Annotated in this window: 21 protein-coding genes; 8 read left to right on the top strand and 13 right to left on the bottom strand. The window is 56.9% G+C overall.

From position 1 onward, the window contains the following. Positions 1-17: 17 nt before the first annotated feature. The 4 genes from PKO02S_RS03725 to spoVAC all read right to left on the bottom strand — a co-directional run bounded on the left by PKO02S_RS03725 (position 18) and on the right by spoVAC (position 3,106). A complete protein-coding gene (locus tag PKO02S_RS03725; RefSeq protein ID WP_127579750.1) occupies positions 18-977 on the bottom strand; it encodes an AAA family ATPase in 960 nt (319 codons plus the stop codon). 262 nt (positions 978-1,239) lie between these two features. Then, positions 1,240-1,605: a stage V sporulation protein AE gene (spoVAE, locus tag PKO02S_RS03720; protein ID WP_127579816.1), complete on the bottom strand. Its 366-nt coding sequence runs from the start codon at positions 1,603-1,605 to the stop codon at positions 1,240-1,242. A gap of 10 nt (positions 1,606-1,615) precedes the next feature. Further along, entirely contained in the window at positions 1,616-2,632 is a 1,017-nt protein-coding gene (spoVAD, locus tag PKO02S_RS03715; protein ID WP_127579749.1) for a stage V sporulation protein AD, read from the bottom strand. A gap of 3 nt (positions 2,633-2,635) precedes the next feature. Then, on the bottom strand, positions 2,636-3,106 hold the full coding sequence (gene spoVAC / locus PKO02S_RS03710) for a stage V sporulation protein AC (RefSeq protein ID WP_127579748.1): 471 nt from the start codon (positions 3,104-3,106) through the stop codon (positions 2,636-2,638). A 689-nt stretch (positions 3,107-3,795) separates the two neighbouring features. On the opposite strand from spoVAC, the gene PKO02S_RS03705 reads away from it, so the two are divergent. Beyond that, positions 3,796-4,875, top strand: coding sequence for a bifunctional 3-deoxy-7-phosphoheptulonate synthase/chorismate mutase (locus PKO02S_RS03705; RefSeq protein WP_127579747.1), 1,080 nt, complete (start codon positions 3,796-3,798; stop codon positions 4,873-4,875). Between the two features lie 24 nt (positions 4,876-4,899). On the opposite strand, the gene PKO02S_RS03700 is transcribed toward PKO02S_RS03705, so the two are convergent. Continuing rightward, entirely contained in the window at positions 4,900-5,523 is a 624-nt protein-coding gene (locus PKO02S_RS03700; protein WP_127579746.1) for a TetR/AcrR family transcriptional regulator, read from the bottom strand. Positions 5,524-5,636: 113 nt separating this feature from the next. Here PKO02S_RS03700 and PKO02S_RS03695 point away from each other — a divergent pair, with 113 nt between their 5' ends. Both PKO02S_RS03695 and PKO02S_RS03690 read left to right on the top strand, forming a co-directional pair. Further along, complete coding sequence (locus PKO02S_RS03695) at positions 5,637-7,871, top strand: MMPL family transporter (protein WP_127579745.1); 2,235 nt, start codon at positions 5,637-5,639, stop codon at positions 7,869-7,871. 71 nt (positions 7,872-7,942) lie between these two features. Then, positions 7,943-8,866 (top strand): proline dehydrogenase family protein, encoded by a 924-nt coding sequence (locus PKO02S_RS03690; RefSeq protein ID WP_127579744.1) that lies wholly within the window; start codon positions 7,943-7,945, stop codon positions 8,864-8,866. A 39-nt stretch (positions 8,867-8,905) separates the two neighbouring features. On the opposite strand, the gene PKO02S_RS03685 is transcribed toward PKO02S_RS03690, so the two are convergent. After that, entirely contained in the window at positions 8,906-10,165 is a 1,260-nt protein-coding gene (locus PKO02S_RS03685) for a DegT/DnrJ/EryC1/StrS family aminotransferase (protein ID WP_127579743.1), read from the bottom strand. 154 nt (positions 10,166-10,319) lie between these two features. On the opposite strand from PKO02S_RS03685, the gene PKO02S_RS03680 reads away from it, so the two are divergent. Further along, on the top strand, positions 10,320-11,198 hold the full coding sequence (locus PKO02S_RS03680; protein ID WP_127579742.1) for an AraC family transcriptional regulator: 879 nt from the start codon (positions 10,320-10,322) through the stop codon (positions 11,196-11,198). Here the strand turns inward: PKO02S_RS03680 and PKO02S_RS03675 are convergent. Beyond that, positions 11,195-12,382, bottom strand: coding sequence for an ROK family transcriptional regulator (locus tag PKO02S_RS03675; protein WP_164821277.1), 1,188 nt, complete (start codon positions 12,380-12,382; stop codon positions 11,195-11,197). The genes PKO02S_RS03680 and PKO02S_RS03675 overlap by 4 nt on opposite strands. Positions 12,383-12,623: 241 nt before the next feature. On the opposite strand from PKO02S_RS03675, the gene PKO02S_RS03670 reads away from it, so the two are divergent. After that, the gene (locus PKO02S_RS03670) at positions 12,624-13,820 is read left to right on the top strand and encodes a hypothetical protein (RefSeq protein ID WP_127579740.1); all 1,197 of its coding nucleotides are present in this window, start codon (positions 12,624-12,626) and stop codon (positions 13,818-13,820) included. On the opposite strand, the gene PKO02S_RS03665 is transcribed toward PKO02S_RS03670, so the two are convergent. From PKO02S_RS03665 to PKO02S_RS03645, 5 genes are all read right to left on the bottom strand, one after another. Beyond that, a complete protein-coding gene (locus PKO02S_RS03665) occupies positions 13,783-14,442 on the bottom strand; it encodes a hypothetical protein (RefSeq protein WP_127579739.1) in 660 nt (219 codons plus the stop codon). The genes PKO02S_RS03670 and PKO02S_RS03665 overlap by 38 nt on opposite strands. A 568-nt stretch (positions 14,443-15,010) precedes the next feature. Continuing rightward, entirely contained in the window at positions 15,011-16,030 is a 1,020-nt protein-coding gene (locus PKO02S_RS03660; RefSeq protein ID WP_127579738.1) for a LacI family DNA-binding transcriptional regulator, read from the bottom strand. A gap of 81 nt (positions 16,031-16,111) precedes the next feature. After that, positions 16,112-16,426: a MocE family 2Fe-2S type ferredoxin gene (locus PKO02S_RS03655; RefSeq protein ID WP_127579737.1), complete on the bottom strand. Its 315-nt coding sequence runs from the start codon at positions 16,424-16,426 to the stop codon at positions 16,112-16,114. Continuing rightward, positions 16,423-17,517, bottom strand: a complete 1,095-nt coding sequence (locus PKO02S_RS03650) for a fatty acid desaturase family protein (RefSeq protein WP_127579736.1) — start codon at positions 17,515-17,517, stop codon at positions 16,423-16,425. The genes PKO02S_RS03655 and PKO02S_RS03650 overlap by 4 nt, the downstream gene beginning before the upstream one ends. A 169-nt stretch (positions 17,518-17,686) precedes the next feature. After that, positions 17,687-18,772 carry a LacI family DNA-binding transcriptional regulator gene (locus PKO02S_RS03645; protein ID WP_127579735.1) on the bottom strand — a complete coding sequence of 362 codons (1,086 nt, stop codon included), beginning with the start codon at positions 18,770-18,772 and terminating at the stop codon, positions 17,687-17,689. Between the two features lie 147 nt (positions 18,773-18,919). On the opposite strand from PKO02S_RS03645, the gene PKO02S_RS03640 reads away from it, so the two are divergent. Further along, positions 18,920-22,270 (top strand): alpha-amylase family protein, encoded by a 3,351-nt coding sequence (locus PKO02S_RS03640; RefSeq protein WP_127579734.1) that lies wholly within the window; start codon positions 18,920-18,922, stop codon positions 22,268-22,270. A 473-nt stretch (positions 22,271-22,743) separates the two neighbouring features. Here PKO02S_RS03640 and PKO02S_RS03635 read toward each other — a convergent pair whose 3' ends face one another. Continuing rightward, complete coding sequence (locus PKO02S_RS03635; protein WP_127579733.1) at positions 22,744-24,282, bottom strand: sulfatase family protein; 1,539 nt, start codon at positions 24,280-24,282, stop codon at positions 22,744-22,746. A gap of 69 nt (positions 24,283-24,351) precedes the next feature. Between PKO02S_RS03635 and PKO02S_RS03630 the strand changes: the two genes are divergently transcribed. Beyond that, positions 24,352-24,945 carry a YdeI/OmpD-associated family protein gene (locus tag PKO02S_RS03630; protein WP_127579732.1) on the top strand — a complete coding sequence of 198 codons (594 nt, stop codon included), beginning with the start codon at positions 24,352-24,354 and terminating at the stop codon, positions 24,943-24,945. 90 nt (positions 24,946-25,035) lie between these two features. Beyond that, on the top strand, positions 25,036-25,908 hold the full coding sequence (locus PKO02S_RS03625) for an AraC family transcriptional regulator (RefSeq protein WP_127579731.1): 873 nt from the start codon (positions 25,036-25,038) through the stop codon (positions 25,906-25,908). The last annotated feature ends 113 nt before the right edge of the window (positions 25,909-26,021 follow it).

Below are 26,021 nucleotides of genomic sequence, written 5' to 3'. Positions count from 1 at the left end.
CCTCGTCTTCGCGACAATCATTTCTCGATTCGAATCGGTACCCGCACCTGGGAGTAGATCGATTCGAACACGGTGTCAAGCGTCGTGCCTTCGATCCGGGCTTCCGAGTGCAAAATCATACGATGGCCAAGCACGCTAGGCACTAGCGTCTTGATATCGTCCGGTATGACGTAGTCGCGTCCCTGGACGTAAGCGTAGGCTTTGGCAGCCTGCATGAGTGACAAAGTGGCCCGCGGGCTTGCTCCGAGCAGGACGGAGGTGTGCTCTCTCGTCTTGCGCGTCAGCGAGACCACGTAGTCGGCGACGGCGTCGTCGACATGCACTTCGCGGACCCGCTTCTGCATCTCGAGCACGCGCTGCACCTCGACTACCGGCTGCAGCGTGTCGACCGGATGGCCGCCTGCTTGGGCGAACAGCATCCTTTTCTCCGTGTCGTGATCCGGATAGCCCAGCGAAAATTTCATCATGAACCGATCCAGCTGCGCCTCCGGCAGCACATACGTGCCTTCGAAGTCGATCGGGTTCTGCGTCGCCATCAGCAGGAACGGGGTCGGCAAGTGGTAAGCGACGCCGTCCACCGTGACCGCACGCTCTTCCATCGCTTCCAGCAAGGCGGACTGCGTCTTCGTCGTAGCGCGGTTGATCTCGTCGGCGAGCAGGATGTTCGTCTGAACCGGACCCGGACGGAAAATAAACTCCTCTTCCTTCGGGTGGAATATGGACACGCCGGTGATATCGGTAGGCAGCAGATCGGGGTTGCATTGAATTCGGCGGAACTGACCGTTTATGGATCTTGCAAGCGCTTTAATTAATAAGGTTTTGCCCGTCCCCGGGACGTCCTCTAGCAACACGTGGCCACCGGCCAGCATCGCGGTGAGCAGCAGTTCGATCTCTTTTTCTTTACCGAGAATACAGGAGCTTAAATTGGCTTGAATTCCTTTCAACAGGCGTACGTCTTCGCTGAACAATGCGTCCATTTCGATCTGCTCCTCCTTTGAGTCACTCTCTCCACCATGGCGTTCGTCATTATTAGGATACAAGGGTACTGATTCTATCTTACAGGAATTGAAAATAGCCGTATAGTACCCGTCCTTACAGAAAAATTTGTATTATCAGCCTATTGCTTTCCGAACAAAATTAGGCACTTGTAAAAAGTAACTGTCGGATAATGGCGCGGGTTGAAGCGATCAAAAAAAACGCATCCGCTTGAGAGCAAGCGAATGCGTTCCAAAAAGCTGTCTACCCCTTGGGCTTGGCCACCAGCGCCGCCAGGAAGGAGAAAATGATCGCCGCGGAGATGCCCGCACTCGTCAAGTCGAAGATCCCGGTGATGATCCCGATCCAGCCGTGAATTTTGTATTCCGCCAGCGCCCCGTGCACAAGGGCGTCCCCGAAGCTCGTTATCGGCACGGTCGCGCCCGCTCCGGCGAACTCGATGAACCGGTCGTACAAGCTTTTCTCTCCGATCACGATCCCGTCGAATATGGCGCCAAGCACGACCAGAGTGCTCATCGTATGGGCCGGCGTCAGCTTCAGCACATCGAACATGAGCTGCCCCAGCACGCAGATCAGCCCGCCGAAGACAAACGCCCAAACAAACTGCATTCCATCCATGTTAGCTGTTCACCCCGCTTTCGATGGAGACGGCATGCGCGATACATGGAATGCTCTCCCCTTGCTGGAACGACAACGGCGACAACAAGGCCCCCGTAGCCACGACCAACACCCGCTTCAGCTCGCCCTTGGCCACCTGGTTCAATATATGCCCGTACGTGACGGTCGCCGAGCAGCCGCAGCCGCTTCCGCCCGCCTGCACGTTCTGCTTCTGGATGTCGTAGATCATCAGACCGCAGTCCTTGTACTTCGTCTGGTTCATCGGGATCCCGTTCTGCGTGAACATCTCGTTCGCAATCGTATACCCGACCGAGGCCAAGTCGCCGGTGACGATCAAATCATAGTACGACGGCTGGACCGCCATATCGCGGAAATGCGCCTGGATCGTATCGACTGCCGCCGGAGCCATCGCCGCCCCCATATTGAACGGGTCCTTGATGCCCATATCGATCACCTTGCCGATCGTCGCGGCTGTCACGACCGGGCCGTCTCCGCTCTCCGCCACGATGGCCGCGCCGGCGCCGGTTACCGTAAACTGCGCCGTCGGCGGCTTCTGAGAGCCATACTCGGTCGGATAGCGGAACTGCTTCTCCGCCGTGCAGTTGTGGCTGCATGTGCCGGCCAGCGCATGCTTCGCCGACTTGCTGTTCACGAGCATCGAGGCGAGCGCGAGCGTCTCCATCGATGTGGAGCAAGCCCCGAACACGCCGATGTACGGGATCGAGAGCGTCCGCGCGGCGAAGCTGTTGCTGATGATCTGGTTCATCAAGTCGCCGCCGATGTAGAACTGAACGTCGCCCGGCTGCAGCTTCGCCTTCTGCAAGGCGAGCTGGGCCGCCTCCTCCATCAGCTTGCGCTCCGATTTTTCCCAGGAATCTTCCCCGAATTTGTTGTCCTCATGGACTTTGTCGAATTCGGCGGCCAGCGGCCCTTCCCCTTCATCCGGGCCCACGATCGTCGCGCGGGAAATAATGACAGGCCGGTTATGGAAAACCCATGTTTGCTGTCCTCTCAGCATCGCTTACCCTCCTATGTCCAGAAGCATATGGACGATCCCGACGACGAACGCCGCAACCGTACCGTAGACGATGACGGAGCCGGCCAGCTTGAACATGTTCGAGCCTACGCCCAACACGAGCCCTTCGCTGCGATGCTCGATCGCCGCCGATGCCATCGAGTTCGCGAATCCCGTTACCGGCACGGCTGATCCTGCCCCGGCCCATTGCGCGATTTTGTCGTAGACGCCCAAGCTGGTCAGGATGACCGAGATCAGAATGAGAATCGCCACGGTCGGGTTGCCCGCCGTTTTCTCCGTGAAATTGAATTGATGGATGAACAGCTCGCGCAGGCATTGTCCGATCAGACAAATCACGCCCCCTGCCAAGAAGGCACGAATGCAATTTTTCAGAATCGGGCGCGGCGGCTCGTTTTTTTTGGCCAGCTGTTGATATTTTTGCTGGGCGGGCGTCGGCTGCTTGGATGAATTCGCCAAATGGGTTCAGCTCCTTGTGCAATTTGAATGTTAGGATATGTAAAGAACTTGCGGGTTATCCAAAGCGGAGGTACGACAAAAAAGCCTCTGCGAGTAGGGCAGAAGCTGGCGTGTGATGGATCAGGCAACCGACACGTCACCCGATCAGGAACAACAAGGCGATGATTAATAGCAAAAACAGCACGAGCACGAGCGCCATGATACGCGGATTTTTACTCATTAGCCGGGCTCCTATCCTGGAATTTCCGTTTACCCTATCGTATTCCGGCTCGCCCCGGTTTGCACGGACATTCGCCTATACGCCTTCAAGTTTTTGTAAATGGGCTTGACAAGGACATGCTGGGCGACTTATTGTAGGATACAATATATTTGCAAAGCGATGACGGAGAAAAGTAAGCCGAGACGTCCTTGTCAGGGACGGCGCGCCACCGACTGAGAGCGCGCTGAGGGAAACGCCGGCCGAAGTTCGCTCCGGAGCGGATTCTTGAACCCGTTCGCCAACCGGCGTGCGGCTGTAGAGGCGATTCGGCCGCACGCCGTTAACGTGCTAAAGTGAGGCGTCGTTCCTCTGGCTGTTGCCGGCTTCGGAGCGTACGCGCTAATTAGGGTGGTACCGCGGTTCCCCGTCCCTTGTCGGATGGGGACCTTTTTTTATTTTCACCAAAAACTTCGAAAAGGAGAGAGGACATATGAGCAGCATGGAGCTGGAGCGTCTGCGCGAAGAGCTGGACGCGATCAACAAAGACTTGCTCGGGTTACTCAGCCGCAGAGGCCGAATTGCCCAGGAAATCGGAATCATAAAGGAAGCGCAAGGTGTGGCCAAATTTGATCCGGCACGGGAAAACCAAATGCTGGGTGAGCTGGCGGAGCTGAACGAAGGCCCGTTCGACGATGCGACGATCAAACAGCTGTTCAAGCATATTTTCAAAGCGTCGCTCGAGCTGCAAAAGCCGGACGCCAGAAAACAGCTGCTCGTCAGCCGCAAACGGCAAAGCGAAGATACGGTTGTACAGGCGAAGGACATCTTGATTGGCGGCGGCGCTCACCTGATGGTAGCCGGTCCGTGTTCGGTCGAGAGCTACGAGCAAGTGCGCACGGTAGCGGCGGCTATGAAAGCGGCAGGCGTTCGCGTTATTCGCGGCGGAGCGTTCAAGCCCCGCACGTCCCCTTATGATTTCCAGGGGCTTGGAGTGGAAGGGCTGCGCATTTTGAAGGAGGTGGCGGATGAATTCGACCTCGTCACGATCAGCGAAATCGTGCACCCGAATCATATCGAGCTCGCCCAGCAGTACATCGACGTCATTCAGATCGGAGCGCGCAACATGCAAAACTTCGAGCTGCTGAAGGCCGCCGGCGAAGCGCGGATTCCCGTTCTTCTGAAACGGGGTCTGGCTGCGACGATGGATGAGTTCCTGCACGCCGCCGAATATGTCGTTGCCGGCGGCAATAGCCAGGTGATGCTGATCGAGCGTGGAATACGGACATACGAGAAATGGACGCGGAATACGCTAGACATTTCCGCCGTGCCGCTGCTCAAGCAGGAGAGCCATCTCCCCGTACTGGTCGACGTCGCGCATTCGACGGGCCGCAAGGAGATTATGCTGCCCTGTGCCAAGGCCGCGCTCGCGGCAGGGGCCGACGGCATCATGATTGAAGTACATCCCGATCCGCCCACCGCTCTGTCCGACGCGGAGCAGCAGCTTACGATTCCGCAATTCGAGCAATTTTTCGCCCAGTTGAAAGCTTCCGGCTTGTTCCACGAACGTTAATCCAGGCTTCGACCGAGGCGTTCCTTACCCCTCTTCGTTTCGAGGCAGCAGCCCCGACCACAGAAGTTGCACGATTTCTTCCGCCGCGTCGTCGGGGTTTTCGGCCAGTCCCCGAAAACCCCGATTGCGGATCATCATCGCGGAAGCGAACGTATGCGCGGCGAGCAGCGGACGGACACGGTTGATTTCCCCCCGCTCCATCGCCTGACGGAACGATTCGGCTACGAGCTCGTGAACCGATTCTTCCGCCTCACGAATGTCTGCCATCTGCTGCTTCGTGAGCGCTCCTCTCGCTTCCCGCATCATGCTCTCGAAGTCGAAATGAGGCGTTCTCAAGTGGGCGGCCGCCACCGCCTTCATCCGTTCCCTCAACGTCCCTTCCCGCTCTAGTAGCTGCTGCGTGTAAAATCGTATATTCCCCATCATCTGTATGATGGCAGCTGCGAACAAGGTGGCTTTATTATTGAAATAATAGTAGAGAGAAGCTTTAGTAACGCCGCATGCCTGGGCGATCTGCTCCAGCGAAACATGCTCGAAACCCCGCTCCATGAATAAAAAGGAGGCAGCTTTCAGGATGGAATCCCTTACCGTGGGCCCTTCCGAATTATGCTTCGGGCGACCTGGAGATCGTTTCATAGTTGGTTTCATTATGCACACTCCTTCCCCGTTCGGTCGTTCACACAATTGGCGCTTGTTTAATTAACCTTCCGGTATATATAATTAATATTATCATTTCAACACTAGGAGGTTCCAGCCCGATTATGAACAAAGAACCATTCTTGCAACGTTTCGGCCATTGGGTGGCAGGTCCGCGCACCAAATGGATCACCTTAGTCGTCTGGGTCGTGCTCGCAGCGATGCTCAGCATGCTGTGGCCCGCGGTGAACAGCCAGGAAATCAACAACGCGCCGAATTTGGACGAGTCGTTCCCATCGGTGCAAGCCGATCGGATCGTGAAGGAGCAGTTCCCCGGCACGGCCGGTGTGCCCGCCTTGCTCGTATGGCACCGGGACGGCGGATTAACAGACTCCGATCTGCAAAGCGCGCAAAAGCTGCTGCAATCTCTGGCACAGGAGCCGCTGCCGGAGACGTCTTTCGTTCCACCGCTTCACCAGATCCCGCTGCCTGCGCTGAAGGAGCAGCTTTCCGCCGATCGCAGTACGCTAGTGACACCTGTCTTCTTCAACATGAACGCCGATACGGATATATTGAAGGAAAACATAGAGAGCGTCAAGGAGAAGGCCAAGGCGATCGCAGGCGGTGACCCGTTCGAAGCCGAGCGCACTTCAACGGAACTTAGCGTTCGCATAACCGGTCCCGTAGGAATCCAAGTCGACGCAACGGCACTGTTCAAAAACGCCGACGTCACTCTGTTGCTCTCCACCGTCCTGCTCGTCCTGGTGTTGCTTTTACTTATATATCGATCGCCGATCCTCGCGCTCATCCCGCTTGTCGGCGTTGCCTTCGCCTACGGCGTCATCAGCCCGGTGCTCGGCAAGCTGGCGCAGCTCGGCTGGATTACGATCGACGCCCAGTCGATCTCGATCATGACCGTTCTGCTGTTCGGCGCCGGGACCGACTATTGCCTGTTCCTCATCGCCCGCTTCCGCCAGCTGCTGACCGAAGAGCGGGATAAAGGCGTTGCGCTGCGCAAGGCGCTCTTCAGCTCGACCGGCGCGATCGCGATGAGCGGCTTCACGGTTGTGCTGTCTCTGCTGGCGCTGGCATTCGCGGAGTACGGCGCGTACCAACGGTTCGCCGTGCCGTTCAGCCTTTCGATCCTCGTCATGAGCATCGCCAGCTTGACGCTGGTGCCTGCGCTGCTCGCCATCTTCGGGCGCGGCTCCTTCTATCCGTTCGTGCCTCGGACAGACGAGATGCTCCGGGAGCGCGCGGTGAAACGCGGGAAGCCGATTCCCCAGCTTAGGGAGAAAGGCCGTATCGGCCGCAAGCTCGGGTCGCTTGTCGTCGAGAAGCCGTGGCTCATCTTAATAGTTACTGTTGTGCTGCTTGGCGGGCTTGCCGGGTATGCCACGCAAATCCGATACACTTACGATATTCTCTCTTCGTTCCCGAAGGACATGCCGTCTCGAGAAGGCTTCGCCACGATCGGAGAGCGGCTGTCGCCGGGCGAATTAGCCCCTGTCCAGATCATCGTCGATACGAAGGGCAAGCCGGTGGCTTTGCAGGAAACATTAGCCAAGCTGCCTTACGCCGCTTCGGTCTCGAAGCCTGAGAAAGGCAAAACGAATACCGAGCTTATTTCCGTCACACTTAAGCTAAACCTCAATCCGTATTCGTCGGAAGCCTCCGCGCTGATCCCCGACTTGAAGCAGCAGGCGGAGCAGGCGCTAGGTGCCGCAGGGATTGCGGAATCGGATCGGCAAGTATGGGTAGGCGGCCAAACCGCCACTCAGTACGACACCGAGCAGACGAGCAACCGCGATGACCGCGTCATTATCCCGATCGTCATCGCTCTGATCGCCTTCTTATTGCTTGCTTACTTGCGGTCGGTCACGGCTATGCTCTATTTGATGGGTACGGTCATCTTGTCCTATTTCTCCGCACTCGGCCTAGGCTGGCTCGTCCTGCATCACTTCATGGGTACCGATGCGATTCAAGGCTTCATCCCGCTGTACGCATTCGTCTTCCTGGTCGCGCTAGGCGAAGATTACAACATCTTCATGATCTCGAGCATTTGGCAGAAACGCAAAACGATGCCGTTGCGCCAGGCGATTCGGGAAGGGGTCCGCGAGACGGGTTCTGTCATCACCTCCGCCGGACTTATCCTGGCAGGCACCTTCGCCGTATTGGCGACGTTGCCGATCCAAGTGCTCGTCCAGTTCGGGACGATTACCGCTATCGGCGTATTGCTGGACACGTTCCTCGTGCGGCCGTTTCTCGTGCCGGCGATCACGACGCTGCTGGGGCGCCATGCCTTTTGGCCGAGCCGTCACACGGAAGTATCGCGGGAAACTTTATCCGCCAGAGAGTAAGCAGGATGCGCCTTCCTACCGCATAGGATAGTAATAAACGGCAAAGACCGATGCGGAACAGGAGCGATGGAATGGAATCGTTAATGCGCAGCACCCTGCTCTTCTTGTCGAGAAATAAATGGGCCAATCGGGCGGCCAAAAAATACGGGCTGCGGCTCGGCGCAAGCCGCTTCGTCGCGGGCGTGGAGCTGGAAGAGGCGCTCGATAGCGTGCGTCGCCTGAACGCCCAAGGCATCGCGGCGACACTCGATCATCTGGGCGAATTCATCTCCACGCCCGAAGAAGCCAAAGAAGCGACGAGCTACTGCCTCAGTACGCTCGACGCCATTCACGAGGCCAAGGTGGAGTCCCACTTGTCGCTCAAGCTGACCCAGCTCGGACTCGACTTGTCGCGGGAGCTGTGCCTGGCCAATATGCGGTCCATCCTGTCGCGCGCCCGGCAATACGGCAATTTCGTCCGCATCGACATGGAGGACTACTCGCACAACCAGCCGGCGCTGGACTTGTTCCGCCAGCTGCGCGAGGAATTCGGTCCGAACGTGATCGGCATCGTCATTCAAGCGTACTTGTACAAGAGCCGGGCCGATATCGAGAAGCTGAAGCCGCTAGCGCCGAACCTGCGTCTCGTGAAGGGGGCCTACAAGGAACGGCCTGCAGTCGCATTTCCCAAGAAGGAAGACGTGGACCGGAACTTCATCGCCATCATCGAGCGGCATATGCTGAACGGGCATTATACGGCGGTGGCCACACACGACGAGGCGATCATCCGGCATGTCAAAAAATTCACGGCGAGACGCGGCATCCCGAAGACGCGCTTCGAGTTCCAGATGCTGTACGGCATCAGCGTCCGGCAGCAGCAGCAGTTGGCCGCGGAGGGCTACAAGATGCGGGTCTACGTTCCGTTCGGCCGCGACTGGTACGGCTACTTCATGCGCCGGCTCGCGGAACGTCCCGCCAATGTCGGGTTCGTGGTGAAGTCGATGTTCCGCAAATAGCAAAAAGGCCGGCGTCCCAAGGACACCGGCCTTTAATCATTATTTGGTCTCGCTGACAGCAGGCTGCTTGGCGAAGTGAAGCGAAACCTTACGGATCGCTGCGATGATATCCTCGACGTCTTCGTCGGTGTAGAACTCGCTGACGCCGAAACGGATCGCCGTCTCCAGAATCGCTTCTCCGTTCGGGCAATCGCCCTGGTGGTACGTAATCCCCGTAATGTCGAACGGGAATTGGCTGCCTAAGTAAGCTTGACGCTTCTGGAAAATCGGCTGCATATACATAACGGCGGCAATATAGCCCGCTTGGTTCGGAATGCCTTCGGCTGCCAGCGCCTCGCTGAACTCCTTGCGCGTGCAAGTGAGCTCGGACACATCGAGACGGAGCATGTAGAACCAGTAGGAGCAATAATTCTCTTCATTAACTTGGTGCACTTGGATGCCCGGCAATCCGCTGATGCCTTGCGTGATGCGGTCGCCGTACTTATGGCGCTGCTCGCAGATCCAAGGCAGCTTCTTCAGCTGCGCGATGCCTACGGCGCCTTGCAGCTCGGTCATCCGATAGTTCGGCGCGAGGAAATGCAGATCTTTTTGAACGGCGTCGCCGAAACGTTTGAAGTTTTTGTCCGCGAACGCATGGGTCGCCATGAAATCTTGCTCGTCGCCGGAGTTGACGGTTACGATCCCGCCGTCGCCGGTCGAAATATGTTTGAAATCATTAGTACTGAAGCAGCCGTAGTCGCCGATTGTACCCACGAGCTTGCCTTTGTAGCGGGTCATGTAGCTTTGAGCGCAGTCCTCGATCACTTTGACGTTATGCTTGCGCGCGATAGCCATGATCGCGTCCATATCCGCCGAGTTGCCGGCCAAGTGGACCACGACGATCGCTTTGGTGCGCGGGGTAATTTTCGCTTCGATCGTCTCCGGCGTCATGTTGTACGTGTGCGGGTCCAGATCTGCGAATACCGGAATGGCGTTCTGATACAAAATCCCGATCAGCGTACCTTGGTCCGTAATCGGGCTCGTGATGACTTCGTCGCCGACGGTGACGCCTGCAGCGCCAAGGGCAACGTGGATCGAGGCCGTACCGGAAGTAGTGGCCACGCTATATTTCACTCCATACAGCTCGTTGAAGTCGGCCAGAAACTTTTTCACCTTTTTACCGAAATGGTAAAACAGGGTGTTCTGCTCCAGCGCTTCCAGAAGCTCCTGCGCTTCCTCCAAGCCGAACCGTTTGCCGGTGCCGAAAGGAGTCGTTTTCGCTTTGGGTCCGCCTTGAATTGCCAGTTGTTGAGTGCTCATCGCCATATCCCCTTTGTCATCCCCAAGTTTGCCTTCATTATAGTACTGGACAAGACCCGATACGCGCCAAAAAGGATGTTAATGCAGGTCAAAAATTGCTACAATGGGCGTAGAGAAAGTACATGCCCGGTTCATCGCCGGTTAGGAGCCTACTATGACAACCTTCCCGATCTTCCAGGACAACCTTGGTCTCCATCAATTCAAAAAAGGCGAGCTGCCGTTGTTCGCCACGCATTTCCGCCTGATGCACGGCTATCCTAACCACCACCATGAATTCGTAGAAATCTCGTTTGTGACTCAAGGCGAAGGCACCGGCATCATCAACGGCATTGAGTATCCGCTTACAAAAGGAAGCATCAGCCTCCTACTCCCCCATCATCTGCATGCGATGCGGCTCGAGGCAGGGGCATCCATTGAAAAATTCACCGTCATGTTCGACGTCAACCTGCTGTTCCAGCCGGAGTTCGCGGAAATCGGCCAATGGCTGATCAAGCTGTCCGAGGAGCTGGTGTCGACCTATGACTTGGCGCCGAAGGCGTTCGAATCGATGCAAGACGTGCTGACCGCTCTCATAACCGAACATCGCTCGGACCGGCTCGGCAAACACGGGCTGATGCGAATCAAGCTGCTGGAGGCGGTTTATTTGTTTTTCCGCAGCCACCCGGGATTCTCGGAGCTAAGCCATCCGGTCGTCTCGCAATCGCAGGAATGGGATTTCATCAAATATGTGAACACGCATTTCCTCGAGGACAGCTTGTCGCTGGAGCAAGTGGCGTCCAAGTTCGGGGTGAGCATTTATACGGTCCGAGGCGCCTTCAAACGGCTGCTGGGCAAAAACTTCCTGGAATACTTGCATTTGTTGCGCGTGCGAAGAGCGTCCAGCCTGCTCGCCGCAACCGATATGTCCGTGTCCGAAATCGCCTACGACGTCGGCTTCTCCTCCTTCCGCTCGTTCACGCGAGTGTTCAAGGAGACGACCGGCTTGAGCGCGACCGATTACCGGAACACCCATGCCGTGGGGGACCGCGCTTAGCTCTTCACATGCGGCGGCGTGAACACTTTGTCCAGCACCATCGCCGCCGTTCCCCGGCGGATGCTGTCTCCCCCGCTCAAGCCGGCGAACTGCACCCGCACATGGCGGCGCAGGAACAGGAGCGCCGACTGCTGCATGGTCCGCTCAAGCGTCCCTTGCATGAGCGGATGCAGCTCGTCCAGCTCGCTGCCGATCAGCACGACCGCCGGATTCAACAGGTTGATAACGTTCGCTATCCCGACGCCCAAATACTCGCTCATCTCATGGAGCGCCGTAATCGCGTGGGGCTCGGACTGTTTCGCGAAATGGACGAATTGTTCAATCGTTGCAGTTGTTCCGCTCAGCTCCGCGTATCGGTGCAGCAGTGCCCGCTCGGACGCATAGGTCTCCCAGCAGCCACGGCTCCCGCACGCACAACGCCTCCCGTTCACCTGCACGACCGTATGCCCGATTCTCCCCGCTAAGCCTTCGCTCCCTTGATACGGCAGTCCGTTCAGCAGCATGCTCGCACTTAGTCCTTGCCCGATCCGCACATACAGCACATCCGATTCGCCCGCTGCCGCTCCGGCATGATGCTCGGCAAGCAGACCGGCATAAGAGTCGTTGTTCAGCACGACCGGGCAGTCGAATCGTTCCGCGAAAAAGCTTTGCAGCGGCACTTTGTCCCATTGCAGCGTGTACGAGCTCACGAAGCCGCCGTCGTTGATGCCCGGCACGGAGATGCCGATGCCGATTAAGCCCAGCGGCTTGGCTGGCAGTTGATTGAGGAGCTTTTCGATGGAGTCGGCGATGGCTATGGCCATCTCGATCGGATCGTAAAGTCCCGATGATAGGTCGTCGGCCTCGAATGTCTCGGAGACGATCGGGTCCCCCGACATGTTCGTCAGGTGAAGCTTCACTCGTTTCAGCTTCCAATCCAGGCACACCGTGTAGGCGGCATCCCCGTTGAACTGCAGCAGCGTTGGCGGACGTCCTCCCTTCGAGGTGCCGACACCCACTTCTTGTACAAGCTTCTGCTCGAGCAGCTCGTTCACGATCGCCGTAATCGTGCTGCGGTTCAGGCCGAGCCTCTCCGCCGCCTCCGCCCGCGAGATCAGCCTCTGGCTGCGAATCAGCCGCAATGTCGTGATGATGTTCAGTTCTTTCAGGAACGAATGGTTGCCTGAGTATTGCTTCGTATCCACTGGAACCCACCTCGATTTGAATCTGTTTATGTCAGTTTGTTGTTTTTTCAGATCATGTAGTTGGTAGAAAGGTATGCCCATTTTACCATTATTGTTTTGAAATTGTCCAACCCCTATGCTAATGTGCGCAAGATTTGTATTGCCAGAGCGAGCGGATCGATCTATAATTAATTGTAAATTACAACAAAGTGGTTGGGTGACAGAGCAGAACAGCAATTTATTTTTAAGGAGAGATACTTCTATGACAACAACAATCGGATGGACAATCAGCGAGACGGTGGAGCAGCTTCGCCGCTACGCCTATACGGAGCACGCTTGCGTACGGGCTCTGGCCGGCTGGTTCCTGCGCACCCCGCGTTGGGAGACGAAGCTGCGTCTCGGGTATTTGCTCTACGCGCATGCGGAGCGCGCTTACGAGCTGCAAGGCCGGCTCGAGGAGCTACGCGGCGGCAACCGCGACGTGAACCTCGATCCGGGCTACGAGCAGCTGTGCGAGCAGCTCGTGCACGCGCAGGGGCCGGACAGCTTCCTGGCCGGCCTGCAGTTGATGTACGCGCAGCTGGAAGGCGCGTACAGCGAGTTTGTTCGCCGCGCGGATTCCGCGGCGAACGCCCTGGACATCCGCGTGCTGCGTCGGCACGCGGATGATGTGCAGCGCGGCCGCGACGAGCTGGCCGCGCTGCGCGCGGGGGCGGCCGGCGAGGAGCCGGGGGCGGCCGGCTGGGTCGGCTACCTGAGCGGCTTACTCGAGGCGGCCGGCGGAATTGCGGGCAAACCTCCCGCCGACGCCGCTTCTGTCGTGAGGCCCGCGGACGTTCCCCTGTTCCCGTGGCCTTCTTCGATCTTGTTCGACGAGCGTATCCGCCATGGCGACCTGGGGAGCTATGAAGGCAAGCTGAACCAGCCGATGGAAGAACGCCGCATCGGCGAGTTTCAGGTGTATTTCAACGAATTTTATGCGGCCGCCCTGCTCGCTACAGTTATCTATGACTCTTGGAAGCTTTCGGCGCCGCGGCAGTACTTCATGGACATTGCCCATCATTTCTGGGATGAGGTGCGCCATGCCGAGTTCGGGGCGATCCGCCTGCGCGAAATCGGCGTCGAGCCGTCGGTCGTCAACATGCTGCTATTCGATCAATCCCGCAAAATGCCCTTGCTGCACCGGTTCTGCTACTTGACGCTGGGACTCGAAATTTACTTCATGCCGCGTAAAAGCGTGCGTGTCCGCTATTACGGCGAGCAAGGGGATGCCCGTTCCCAGTTGTTCGCCGACATCGATTGGTCGGAGGAAGTGAACCACGTCCGCTACGGCAAGAAGTGGATCGATCACTTCCTGGAGGACGATCACCGAACGGTCGAAGACTTGCAGCAAGAAATCATCGGCTACCTGGACGGCGTGCCTACGGAGCTGGCTGTAGGTCAGAAGGCGCCTTGGTAACGGATTGTCCGAAGCGAATCGGTTCATCATGAATAACGCGGCATGTCAGGGCATGTACGAGGACCAATCGTCCTCCGTCCGTGCCCTCTTGTTGTGCAGGGGCGAATCGCACGGCATAAACAAGCGGCGTCCCCGCTCTCGTCGGCAAATAGTAGCGCGCTACGTCTGGTTTGCTGGCGGCTCTGCTTAGTTGACGTTCTATCATGTAAGCTTCAGCAACGGCGATCGCCTGCTCCTCGGAGAAAGTCTGCCGCATGATCTGCTGAAGGGACTGCTTCGCCAGCTCAGGATGGATCTCGCCTTCTACTCGTTGAATGACACCCTGATGATTGATTTCCATCCGAAGCGTATCTCCCCAAACCGGCGTATGCAGTAGCTCGTGACGAACCAGAACTCGAATATGCTCCGGATCGCTGCGGTCCACCGCACTCACGACCAGCTCCTGGTCCGGATCGCTCAAGCCATACAGCGCTCTATAGTCGCGTACAAACTCACCGGCAATCCACTCCGGCGTATGCTCGGATGGTGCGCTAAGCCGGCCCTTCAACAATCGCGGCGTCCCCGTCGAATCGTTCCACTCCACATCAAGCGCGCCTCCGCTTTGTTCCGACAATTGCTTCAAGCTTGCCTTGGCGCTCCTGGGTATCTCGCTCCCATACGCAGCTCCTGCGGGAAGAAGCAACATCGCTAATACGGTGGTAACCCCCGCTCTCCAACACCATTTGCTCATCATGCACATCCCTCGATTCTAGTTAGTTAGTAACAGGATGGGATTGGAAACGGGCTGGTATACGTGTGGAAAGAAAGAAATACAAACATGTCTGGTAGAACAGCGGGCGGCTGAGCGAGATGTAGGGGAAATTTGGTCTACTTGGTGGATGAAACGGGCGGCAAGCGGCGATGGAATTCCCCTAGGATTGCCCTTAGCTTACCTTTGCCCGCCTGGCAGGTAAATAGGCAATATCAGCCAGCGTCCGCCCAGCATAGGAATGAGTGCTAAGTGCGAATGTGCCGAGCATCAGTCATGTGCCGTAGACAAGAAAAAGAACCTGAACGGTATGTAAGGCACCCCGTCAGGCTCTTCATATAGTTGTTATTGTTGCAGGCAGCTACAGCGTTTCCGGTCACACCGCCGTGGACAGCTGTGCGATTTCACCGGGAGTCAAAACGCTGGAAGCAAGGGGCCGCTGTTACAGGCTTTCCGGAATGACGATGCTGGTCTCCGTGTAGTAATATTCGGCGTCCGGCCTTTTCCCTGTAAGAAGCAGATCGTACAAGATGCGCAGCGATCGATAGCCTTGCTGCATCGGGTTCTGCATAATCGTAAAGTCGATGATGCCTTGCTTCATGCCCTCTTCCACTTCCGGGATAATGTCGTTGCAGACGAACCGCAGCTTGCCGGCCAATCCGGCATTGCGCACGGCGTCCAGACATCCACCGATATGTCCCGTCGCCATATAGATGCCGTCCACGTTCGAATCCGACTTCAACTGCATGAGTACTTTGTTGTACGTATCCTCGTAACGATCAAAGCTTTCGATCACCGCTTCAATATGAATCCGGCTGCCTGCAATTCCTTCGCGGAAGCCGCTCACTCTGGCGCGATGGGCGTGAAATTGCAGGTTGCTCGTGATGACGAGCACCCGGGAAGGACCTCGCAGCATACGCCGCATCAATCCCGCCGCGATGACGCCGCTTTTCTTCAGGTCCTGGCCGACGAAGCAGATCCGCTTCGATTGCTCCACGTCCGAGTTCATCGTCACGACCGGGATGCCGAGCTCTGCCGCTTCATCGATATGAGCGCGGATCAGGTCGTCGTCCATCATCGCGTATAGGATGCCGCTGGCGCCTTCGTCGATCAGCTGTCGGATCGCGGCGGCTCCGGCTTCGACCCGGCGATTGTCTGCATATAAGTAGTCCAATTGAATGCCTAGCCCCTGCAGCTCATCGGCGGCCGCCTGGATGCCGCTAGTAATCTGTTCGAAAAATGTAATGTCCCGCGGCGGCAGGACGATGCCGATCCGTACGGGCTTCTTGTTGAAGGCTAGCGCCTTGGCCGCCAAATTCGGCACGTATTGCAGCTCGTCCACAATCTCCATGATGCGCTCCCGGACTTCCGGCTTGACGCCGGACCTCCCATTCAGAACCCGATCCACCGTGCCTCGGGATACGCCCGCTTTTTCCGCGATTTGTCGAATCGTTACCGTCATTCCCGTCGCTCCATTTCTGGCGTGCAGCAGTTTGCCTACATTATGAAGGAACGGACGGGGCTTTTCAAGACAAGGCGCATTTTATACGAGAATGTATACTTTGCCTTCCGCCACCTTCACCGAATAAGTCTGCAAATCGACACAGGCCGGTCTGCGTTTGGCCGCTCCCGACGGGATGTCGAACCTTCCGTTATGTTTGGGACATTCGATCTGCGTGCCGATGACGAGTCCGTCCGCCAAATGAACGTTCTGATGCGTGCAGAAACCATCGCTCGCAAACCAGTCTCCTCGATCCGTCCGATAAATGGCGAATGTCCGATCGCCGTAGTCGAACCGCATCACATCTTCCACTTCTACTTCCTCCACGCCGCATGCTTCAATCCATTGCTCGCTCATGAGATGTCGCTCCTAATCGGGGGCTGATAGTCCAGGCCGTATTTGTAAGGTCTAGCCGTCGGAGGCAGCTGTCGTACGATGACGTAGCTCGGATCTTTCTTTTGCTTGCGCAGCGCCACGAACACTTCCTTAAGCGCAGCGTACAGGCTCGGCGAAGGCTCAGGCGTATCCCCCTTCATCTCCTGGTGAAGCTTCGGCAAAGCGTGATACGGCACCATCGGAAACATATGATGCTCGATATGATAGTTCATGTTCCAGTAGAGGAAACGGAAAATAGGGTTCACATAGACGGTGCGAGTATTCAGCCGATGGTCAAGCACATCCTCGTAAAGACCGAGATGCTGCGAAATGCCGAACATGAGCATCAAGACAGGGCCGTAGAACGTCGGCAGGACGACGAACATCGCCGGCAGCAGACTGCCCGTGTAGATGCAGGCGCCGATTGTGCCCAGAATGATCAGCATGTACACCCATGCTTCGATGAACACCTTGCGGTACTCGGACGGCGGGATGTAGGCTTGCTCTTGTTTCTCGATTTTGCCGACCGCATGCAGCAGGAATCGTTTGAGCTCGATCGGACCGCCGTACAGATGAAGAATTTCCATCCAGAGGATCTTGATGATCGGCGGGCGTTGCAGCAAAATCTCGGGATCGCGGCCGACAATGTACGTATCGGAATGATGGCGGGCATGGCTCCAGCGCCAAGGCGTAGCGGAACGCAGCACCATGAAGGAGAAAATATGATAGATAACCTCGTTCATCCAGGGTGTCTTGAACGCTGTGCCGTGGCCGCACTCATGCCATCTGGAATCGCCCGGTGTAGCGTACAGGATGCCGTAGAGCAGGAAAGCCGGAACCGCCCACCATGTGCCCCAGGACAGGAACGCCAAATAGCCGGCGCAGCCGATCGCGCAGAACAGGATCAGCGTGTCCCGGATAGCGGGGCCGTTTTTGCGTTTCATCAGTTCCTTCATCTTCGCCCGAGGAATCGGACTTGCGTACCAGTCGGCTCCGGCGAGCCCTCTCTCTACCGCGCGGACGCTCTCCGGCCCATGCAGGCTGTAATCGCGCTTTTGCGTGCCTGTCGCCATACAGTTGCCTCCATTCGACTAATTCCGTGCCCGAGCACGGTCAGTGTCAAAAAAATATGCATGCCAAGTTAGGCGATGCACGTCCCGGTATGTGCCCGGGCACATTTTTATTGTAAAGGATGGACAGCCGTTCGGCAACAACTATTTTTGCAAGCTCATAGTAGATTGGTTATCCGGATTGCCGGGCAATGATGCGGGCTCCAACAGTGATTTTCTCCGCCGGTCGTGCCGGATGCGCTCTGCGCTGCACGAGCTGCTCGACGGCTCGAAGACCGAGCAGCTCTTTACCGAAATCGACTGTAGTGAGTGACGGCGAGGAGTGTGCAGCCGTTTCGATATTGTCGAAGCCCGCCACTCGGCAGCTATCCGGTACTGCGATTTCTAGATGGGTCAGCAAGGATAGAGCATGCAGGGCGATATCGTCATTGGCGCCGATGAAGGCATCCGGCAGCCCTCCCTCCGCCGCCTGCTCCAGCTTCCGCGCCAGCACCTTGTCCCAGCCCCGCTGCCGATACGGAATCGTCCACTTCTTCAGCATAACCGCCTCTCCTCGTTTGCCCGCTTCCTGCAGCTCCAGCTTGCAGCCGAGCCACCGATCCCGGAAGCTGACCGCATGCGAGTCGTTCCCGAGGAACACAATCGATCGGCAACCGGCCAGCATCAATCGGGCGGCCAGCCACCTGCCGCCTTGCATGTTCGCGTTGACGACGCAGTCGGCGAGCACGGTCGGCTCCTCGTGGTCGACGAGCACGATCGGTACGCCGGCGCGGCTCCAGGCGAACAGCATCGCCGCCGGGCATTCACCGGCTATGATGTGGCCGATCCAGCGGTGCTTGTTAGTTGCTATGGCCGGATCGTCTTCTGGGCGCTCCCGCTGATCGGGATGCTGGAGCAAGATCGGCTCCCACCCCATGCGGTCGCATCCTTCCTCGATGCCGGAGAGCACCTTGCTCCAGAACATGCGCTCCTCTCTGTATTCCGCTTGCATCCAGATCGTAACGAAGGGCCGTTTGTCGGCGTTGGCTTTGGCTTTGGACGACTGATCGTCGGCAGAGTATATGTTGGCGCCTGTTGTGCTCGAGCACGACTGGATCGGAACACCTGCGCCCCGATAGCCAAGCGACCTGGCCAGCTCCAATACGCGGCTTCGCGTTTCTTCACTGACACCCGACTTCCCGGCCAAGCTTCTAGACACTGTATATTTCGATACGCCGAGAGAATCGGCAATTTGCTGCATGGAAATATGGTCCCTCATTTTACACTCCTCCTTCGGTTCCCGCGATTAGCTTTTATTGCTATTGACACGTTTAGCTGGATCCTCTACATTATCGGCGAGCATCAGCTATTGAACCTAACAAACCTAACAATATGATTATACTATTATCTGTTGCGGAGGAAAACGATGAGCCTGCTATTGTTCTACGACGAAACATTCCCTTATGCCGGCGAACGCCCGAGCTCGGCGGCACTCCAGTCGCTGGGAGGGTCCTTGCGAATTGTTAGGGCTGACGAGCTGGCTGTAGCGCTCCTTGCGGGCGAGAACAAGAGCTTTGCCACACTTCACGGGCCGTATTTTCCGAAGACGAGCTGGTCCGCCATTCTCACTCATATCCGTCGAGGCGGCGGCTTGCTGCATGCCGGCGGCGCTCCTTTCAAAATCCCGGTAGTGAGGCGGCAGGGGCGTTGGACGCCTGAACGCGAGCAAACCGCCTACCACCAGCAGCTGCACATCCATGAAACGATGGCGGTGGACCCGGCGCCGATCCGCTCGTTGGCGGCTTCCGAATCGATCCCTGTCTTCCAGGGACATGCGGCTTTGTTCGAGCCGGCTCCCACCTTCAGCTTGATCCTTCATGTGACTCGCGTAAGCGACCATCCCGAGCAATGCGGGTCCGGCGGGCCGATGGATGCGCATATTTATCCGCTGCTCCGCGGAATTTCGGCGGAAGGTCGGGAAATAGCCGCTCCGGTCGTGCTCTTGGAGCATACGAAGGGTCCGTTCGCCGGCGGCCGCTGGATCTTCATCAATCAAGAGCTGCCAGCCCGGTTCTGGAACGGCGGCGGGGCTGAGCTGCTGCAGACGCTCGGGACGTTTGCAGGCCGCGGCGTCACGGAAATGTGGCTGAAGCCGAACTACGCTTCCTATTATCCCGGGGAATGTCCTACCCTCACCATGCAGCTGCAGGCGTTGAACAAGGCTTCTTGTGATGAGAAGTGGCGGGTAGAGCTGGCGCTACGGGCTCCCGACGGGACGGGAGATGTGTGGTCGGCGAAATGGGAGCTGCAGGTCGGCCGGGAAATGGCTTATATCCGCGAGACGATCCCCGTGGCGCTGAAGGCGGGCTACTATGAGCTGCAAGGGACCGTTACTTCCTCCGAAGGAGAAGTACGCCGGCTGAGCCAAGGGTTCTGGGGCTTCGATCGCGAGCTGCTGGAGGAAGGGGAGTTTCTGACCTGCGACCGGGACTATTTCCGCAAAAACGGCAAACCTCTTCCGATCGTGGGCATGACATATATGACGTCGGACGTAGCCCGCCGGTTTCTGTACTTGCCGAACGTCTCCGTGTGGGACCGGGATATGGCGCAAATGAATAAGGCCGGCATCAATTTGATCCGGACCGGCATTTGGACCGCATGGCGCACGATCAGCTTTCTGGACGGGCATCCGAATGAGGATGTGCTGCGTGCGATCGATGCGTTTATTTTGACGGCTAAGCGGCATGACCTCGAGGTGACGTTCAATTTCTTCGCGTTTACACCGGAGGCATGGGATGGGGTCAATCCTTATCTCGATCCTCGCAGCGTGGAGGCTCAGAAACGGTTTATCGCCGCTGTCGTCTCTCGCCATCGCTTCAGCAAAAACGTGCATTGGGACTTGATCAACGAGCCTTCGATGTTTGATCCTTCGAGGATTTTCGCTGGCCCGCGTTCCGCGCAGGATCCGTTCGAGCGAGCGGCGTTTCGGCAATGGATTCGCGAGCGGCACGCTTCGATCGAGGAGCTTCAGGAGCGTTGGAACATGACGCCGGAGCAGTTGCCGGACTACGAATCGGTTGAACTGCCTGAAGAGCGCGACATCAGCCTGCATGCCGAGGATATGGCGCGAGCGAAGAAAAGCGCGCCGTGGCTGGACTATACGCTGTTCACGATGGAGATGCACAACCGCTGGGCTCGAGAGCTCACGGCAACCATTCGCGCGAATCAGCCTGCTCAGCTCGTCACAGTCGGCCAGGACGAGGGGCTGGCGGCGCAACGCCCGTCTCCGCTGTTCTACGCGGAAGCGGTGGATTACACGACAGTGCACTCGTGGTGGAAAAACGATGAGCTCGTGTGGGACGGCATTTTCGCCAAAGCGGCGGATAAGCCTTGTCTCGTGCAGGAAACCGGGATTATGTACGTGGAGACGCCGGACGGCAGAGCCAAACGGAGCGAAATGGAGCTTCGCAACATTCTAGAGCGGAAATATGCTTACTCGTTCGCCACCGGAGGAGCCGGCGCCGTGCAATGGATCTGGAACACGAATTTCTACATGGACAATGTGAATGAGTCCAATATCGGCGCATTGCGAGCGGACGGCACGGAGAAGCCGGAGGCGAACGTGTCCTATGACTTCGGCCGGTTCATGCGCGAGGCGGGACATCTCTTCGAAAGGCGCGCGTTGGAAGAAGTGGCGGCAGTGTACCCGTATTCGAACGATTTCTCGAATCGGAAGCTTGCCTTCGACGCCACCTCGCGAATGACGCGCGTGCTGAGCTATGAGATGAATGTGCCGTTCCGTGCGCTTAGCGAGTATCACTTAGATGCATTGATGGTGGATGTGGATGCGATTGCAGGTGCAGGGGCGCTTGCGGAGGCTGGAGCAGGGGCGAATGCTGAAGCTAGGGCAGAGACACATGCGGGTGCTGAAGTAGGAGCGGGTGCAGGTGCTGGAGCAGAGACACTTGCGGGTGCTGGAGTAGGAGCGGGTGCAGGTGCTAGTGCAGAGGCACTTGCGGGTGCTGGAGTAAGAGCGGGTGCAGGTGCTAGTGCAGAGGCGAATGCGAGAGCGGGTGCGGGGACCGATCAAGAGCTGCCGAAGCTGATCATCGTGCCTAGCGCTCACAATTTCAGCGATGAAGCGTTGGAGCGGCTGCTGGCTTACGTTCAGGAATCGGGAGCAACGTTGCTGTTCACCGGGCCGGTCAGCCTGGATGCGTACTGGCAGCCGGTTCAACGGCTGGCCGAGCTTGTGGGGCCTACGGAGCTCGGCAACGTGCTGCGCGAGGAGTCTCTGCAGCTAGGAGACCGCACGTGGCCCGTCTCTTTCGGCGCTCGGCGCATCGCCGAGCTGGTGAAGGAGCTGCCCGTCGGCCAGGCGGGACGCCGCGCGGCGGAAGTGACGGTCGTCCCGGTCGGCCGGGGACGGTTGATTTGGTGCCCGCTGCCGATTGAGCTGAGCGACCGCACGGACACGCTCCGCGCCGTCTACGCCCTCGCCCTCGACGAAGCCGGCGTAGCGGCGGAGCTCGAGTGGCTGCAAGGCGGCGGCGCGGCCGGCGTGTACGGGCGGAAGCTCCGCTTCGCGGCCGGCGCGGTGTATGTGTTCGTGTCGGAGTCGGGCGTCGACACGCCGATTGAAGTGCGCGACCCCGTGACGGGGCGCCGCTATGTCTTTGCGCTCGAGAGCGAGCGCTCGGTGTTGTTCGCCGCCGACGCGGCAGGCGAGCTGGTGGCGGTGTACCGCCCGAACGAAGTGCGGGTCGAAGTAAATTAAATGAAAAAACCTCTGGTGAACGTTCTCCAGAGGTTTTCTTTATGGGTATTACTATGTGACGTGACGGTGAAACGTTACGGTTACTGTGAAGATGGAGTTAGTGGCGGGTCAAGCGGACGGTCGGGGGCAATGAAGAGTAATATTTGGTCTACTTGGCGGATCTAGCTGGATTGGTTGCGGTGAGCTCTATTGGCCAGTCTTATGAACCACTTGAGTACTCAAGTATCCAGTCTGGATACCGAATTTCGCAAACCCAGCCCTGCAGCAGCAAGCTGAGTACTCAAGTAAACAAATTGCGAAGCCAGCTTCGCGTTTTGTTTACCTAGGTACTCAGCAGCTCCTTTTGTCGCCAAACCTGCGAAATTTGCTTCCTTATCTGTTTACTTGGGTACTCAGCGGCTCCTGATTGAGCCAAATGGCCGCTGAAACTCCCCCCGCCCCCACGGCCACCCGCTCTAACAACCTAATCTCAACTAAGCATGCCAAATGCGCGGCATCGGCAGCGGCTCCTTCCCCAACTCCGCCCAAATATAGCGCAGCAACAGCTCGGTCTTCAACTCCCTGCTCGCCGGGTCGTTCCACAGGTTGCGAAGCTCGCCCGGATCTTCTTGCAGATCGAACAGTTCTCCGTACGTCTGATTGTAATAAACCGTTAGCTTGTAGCGGCGATCCACATATGTTTTCTGATGGATCGTCGTCGGCTCGTGGCGGAACTCACAGATCGCATGATCCCGCGCCTGCTCCTTCTCCCCCGTCCAAATCTCCTTCTGATCAACCCCCGTCATCGCACGCGGCACCGGAATGTCGCAGAACGACAAGAACGTCGGCGCCAAATCGACCAGCGACTGAATCGACTCGGACTCGCGACCGGACGGCACATGGCCCGGGTAGCGCACGATAAACGGCAGCTTGATCAGATCCTCATAGTGGAACCCGCCTTTCGCCTGCAAGCCGTGCTGTCCGAAGAAATGGCCATGGTCCGTCGTGAACATGACAATCGTATTGTCCGCCAGCCCCAGCGCCTCCAGCTTGTCGAGGATATAGCCGATATATTTGTCCATCATGCTGATCATGCCGTAATAGACGCCTACCAGCTTTTTCCGGTCCTCCTCCGACAACCGCTGCTTTTTCCCATAGCCATAGTTCAAGTGCGAGCTGTAGCCGTGGATGCCGAAGCCGGATTCGCGCAGATGCGAGAAATCAGGCCGCTCCTCCTGTGTCATGCCGAAATGCGGCGGATTATTCTCATGCTCCCCAGGTACGACCGCGGGAATGGTGAGCGTATCCGGATCGTACATCGTGTCCCACGGTGCAGGAATCAAATATTCCGGATGCGGATCGAAAAAGCTGGACCACAAAAAGAAGCTGTCTTCACTCTCCCTGTACGATTCCAGCATCGCATTCGTCCGCTCGGCAATCCAAGTGTTATAATGGTACTCCTCCGGAATCGGCCAGTGGAACGTATGCTCAGGGTCCATCGTACCGGTCGGCGGCAAAAAGTAATCTCTCCAGTTTGTACAGCCTTTCTCCTCCATCCAGAGGGTGTAGTGCTGACCGACATGCGCTTCGTTCGTATGATTGCGCGCCAGCTCCACATGGTCGAATCCGTAAAACGGTCCATGAAACTGCTTCCAGAACTCCATATCCTGCAGCACCGGATAAGCTTCCAGCGAAGGATATTCCTCGGTTGATTTTAACGGTTGAAAATGGGCTTTGCCGATCAACGCCGTCTTGTACCCGGCATCATTGAACGTTTCCCCAACAGTCGGTCGATCCTCAAGCAGCTTCGTTCCTAACGTCCAAGCACCATGCTGGCTCGGGTACATTCCCGTAATGATCGACGCCCGGCTAGGCGTACATGTCGGATTCGGACAATAGGCGCGGTGGAACGTCGTCCCTTCCTTCACCAATCGATCCAGATTCGGCGTAGACAGCTCCGGGTTGAACGCCCCGATCGTGTTCCAATGCTGCTGATCGCTCGTGATTAGCAAAATGTTAGGTTTCTTTTTCATCCCCATCGACTCCGTTTCGTAGTAAAATAGACTAGTAAATCGAGATTGCCTAACAAGGAGTGAACCAAGATGTCGAATGCAATAAGGAATCCTAAGGTGGATGGATTTATGCGCAAGGCTAAGGCGTGGAAAGAAGAATTCGAATTGCTTAGAGAAATCGTGCTGGATTGCGAGCTGACCGAGGACATCAAATGGATGCATCCCTGTTATATGTTTCAAGATAAAAACATCGTGCTGATTCACGGGTTCAAAGAATACTGCGCGCTGCTGTTCCACAAAGGGGCTTTGTTGCAGGATCCTCAAGGCATTTTGATTCAGCAGACGGAAAATGTGCAATCGGCGCGCCAAATCAGGTTCACCAGTGTGCGCGAAATCGCGGCGATAAAGCCGGTGTTGAAAGCCTACATTCAAGATGCGATTGAGGTTGAAAAGTCAGGCAAGGAAGTAACCTTCAAGACAACAACCGAGTTCAAAATGCCGGAAGAATTCCGGACGAAGCTCGACGAGCTGCCGGCCTTGAAAAAGGCTTTCGAAGGTTTGACGCCTGGAAGGCAAAAAGGATATTTGCTCCACTTTGCTCAAGCCAAACAAGCGAAGACGCGCGAAGCCAGAATCGAAAAATACATGCCGAAAATTCTCGAAGGAAAAGGGATTGACGATTAGGCCGTCTCTTAAACTATAACGAATCGGCTTCAAACAACAAATAGCAGCATGTCAGATCGAAATGATCATTTTGTTAGGGGCGAGTTCCCGATGCAGGAATCTGAGTTCGAGTTTGCTGATTTTATCTACTACACGCCGTCCGGCATGGATAAGGAATGGCAGCTATGGCCGCTGCGGGCCGGTCGCAATGTGGCCAAACCCGACTATCGAGTCGGTCCGCGGCGGATCGAGTGTTACAGCTTGCATTTTGTCCTCGATGGGGCGATTCGGGTCGAGTATGGGGATGGTCGGGTCGACTTGCGGAGAGGCGATTTGTTCTGCTTGTACCCAGGAAAATCGTACTGCTACTACAGGCTGTCGCCTGAGCATGAGCCTCCCCTTCAGCTTCGTTGGCTGGCGCTGGATGGGCCGAAAGTCAAATCGCTGCTCGAGCTGACTGGGTTGACATCCGAAGCTCCGTTTCTTCACAACGCTTATAACACATCCGTCGAAGAAACGCTAGAGCGGCTCTATGAAGCGTTGAAAGCCGTTGCGACGGTTCGAACAGCGTTGTCCCTGGAGCTGCAAAGCCTGCTGCTCAAGCTGCTAGCCCAACTGATCCCGGATGTGGCCTCCGATAAACAAACGGCATCAGATGGCTACGGCTGGATTCGCCGATGCGTGGATTATATGGAGCTGCATGCGCTGGAAGGCATTACGGTGCAGCAGGTTGCGCATTATGCCGGGTTACACCGGTCGTATTTCTCCGATACATTCGCCCGTCAAGTCGGCGTCCCGCCGGCCGATTATTTACGGCAAATCCGCATGAACAAGGCGAAGCAGCTGCTGCTGGACACGGATGCCTCCGTTTCCGAGATCGCGCTCACGATCGGGTATCCGAACTTGTACTCGTTCACAAGAGCGTTCAAACAATATTTTCAAATATCGCCATCTGCTTATCGTCGCAACAGCTCGCATCTATAAAAAAGAAGACCCTTCACCAATTGTAACGGGTTCCGTTTTGAAGTAGAAGGAACTGTTTCGGCATTGCATTTGACACTAAAATTGGCTTTTAAGAAAAACCATCAGGGAAGATC

The organism is Paenibacillus koleovorans NBRC 103111, assembly GCF_004000845.1.
Lineage (GTDB): Bacteria > Bacillota > Bacilli > Paenibacillales > NBRC-103111 > Paenibacillus_AA > Paenibacillus_AA koleovorans.
The sequence above is the reverse complement of the archived record's forward strand: the minus strand, read 5'-3'. Positions and strand labels throughout refer to the sequence as shown.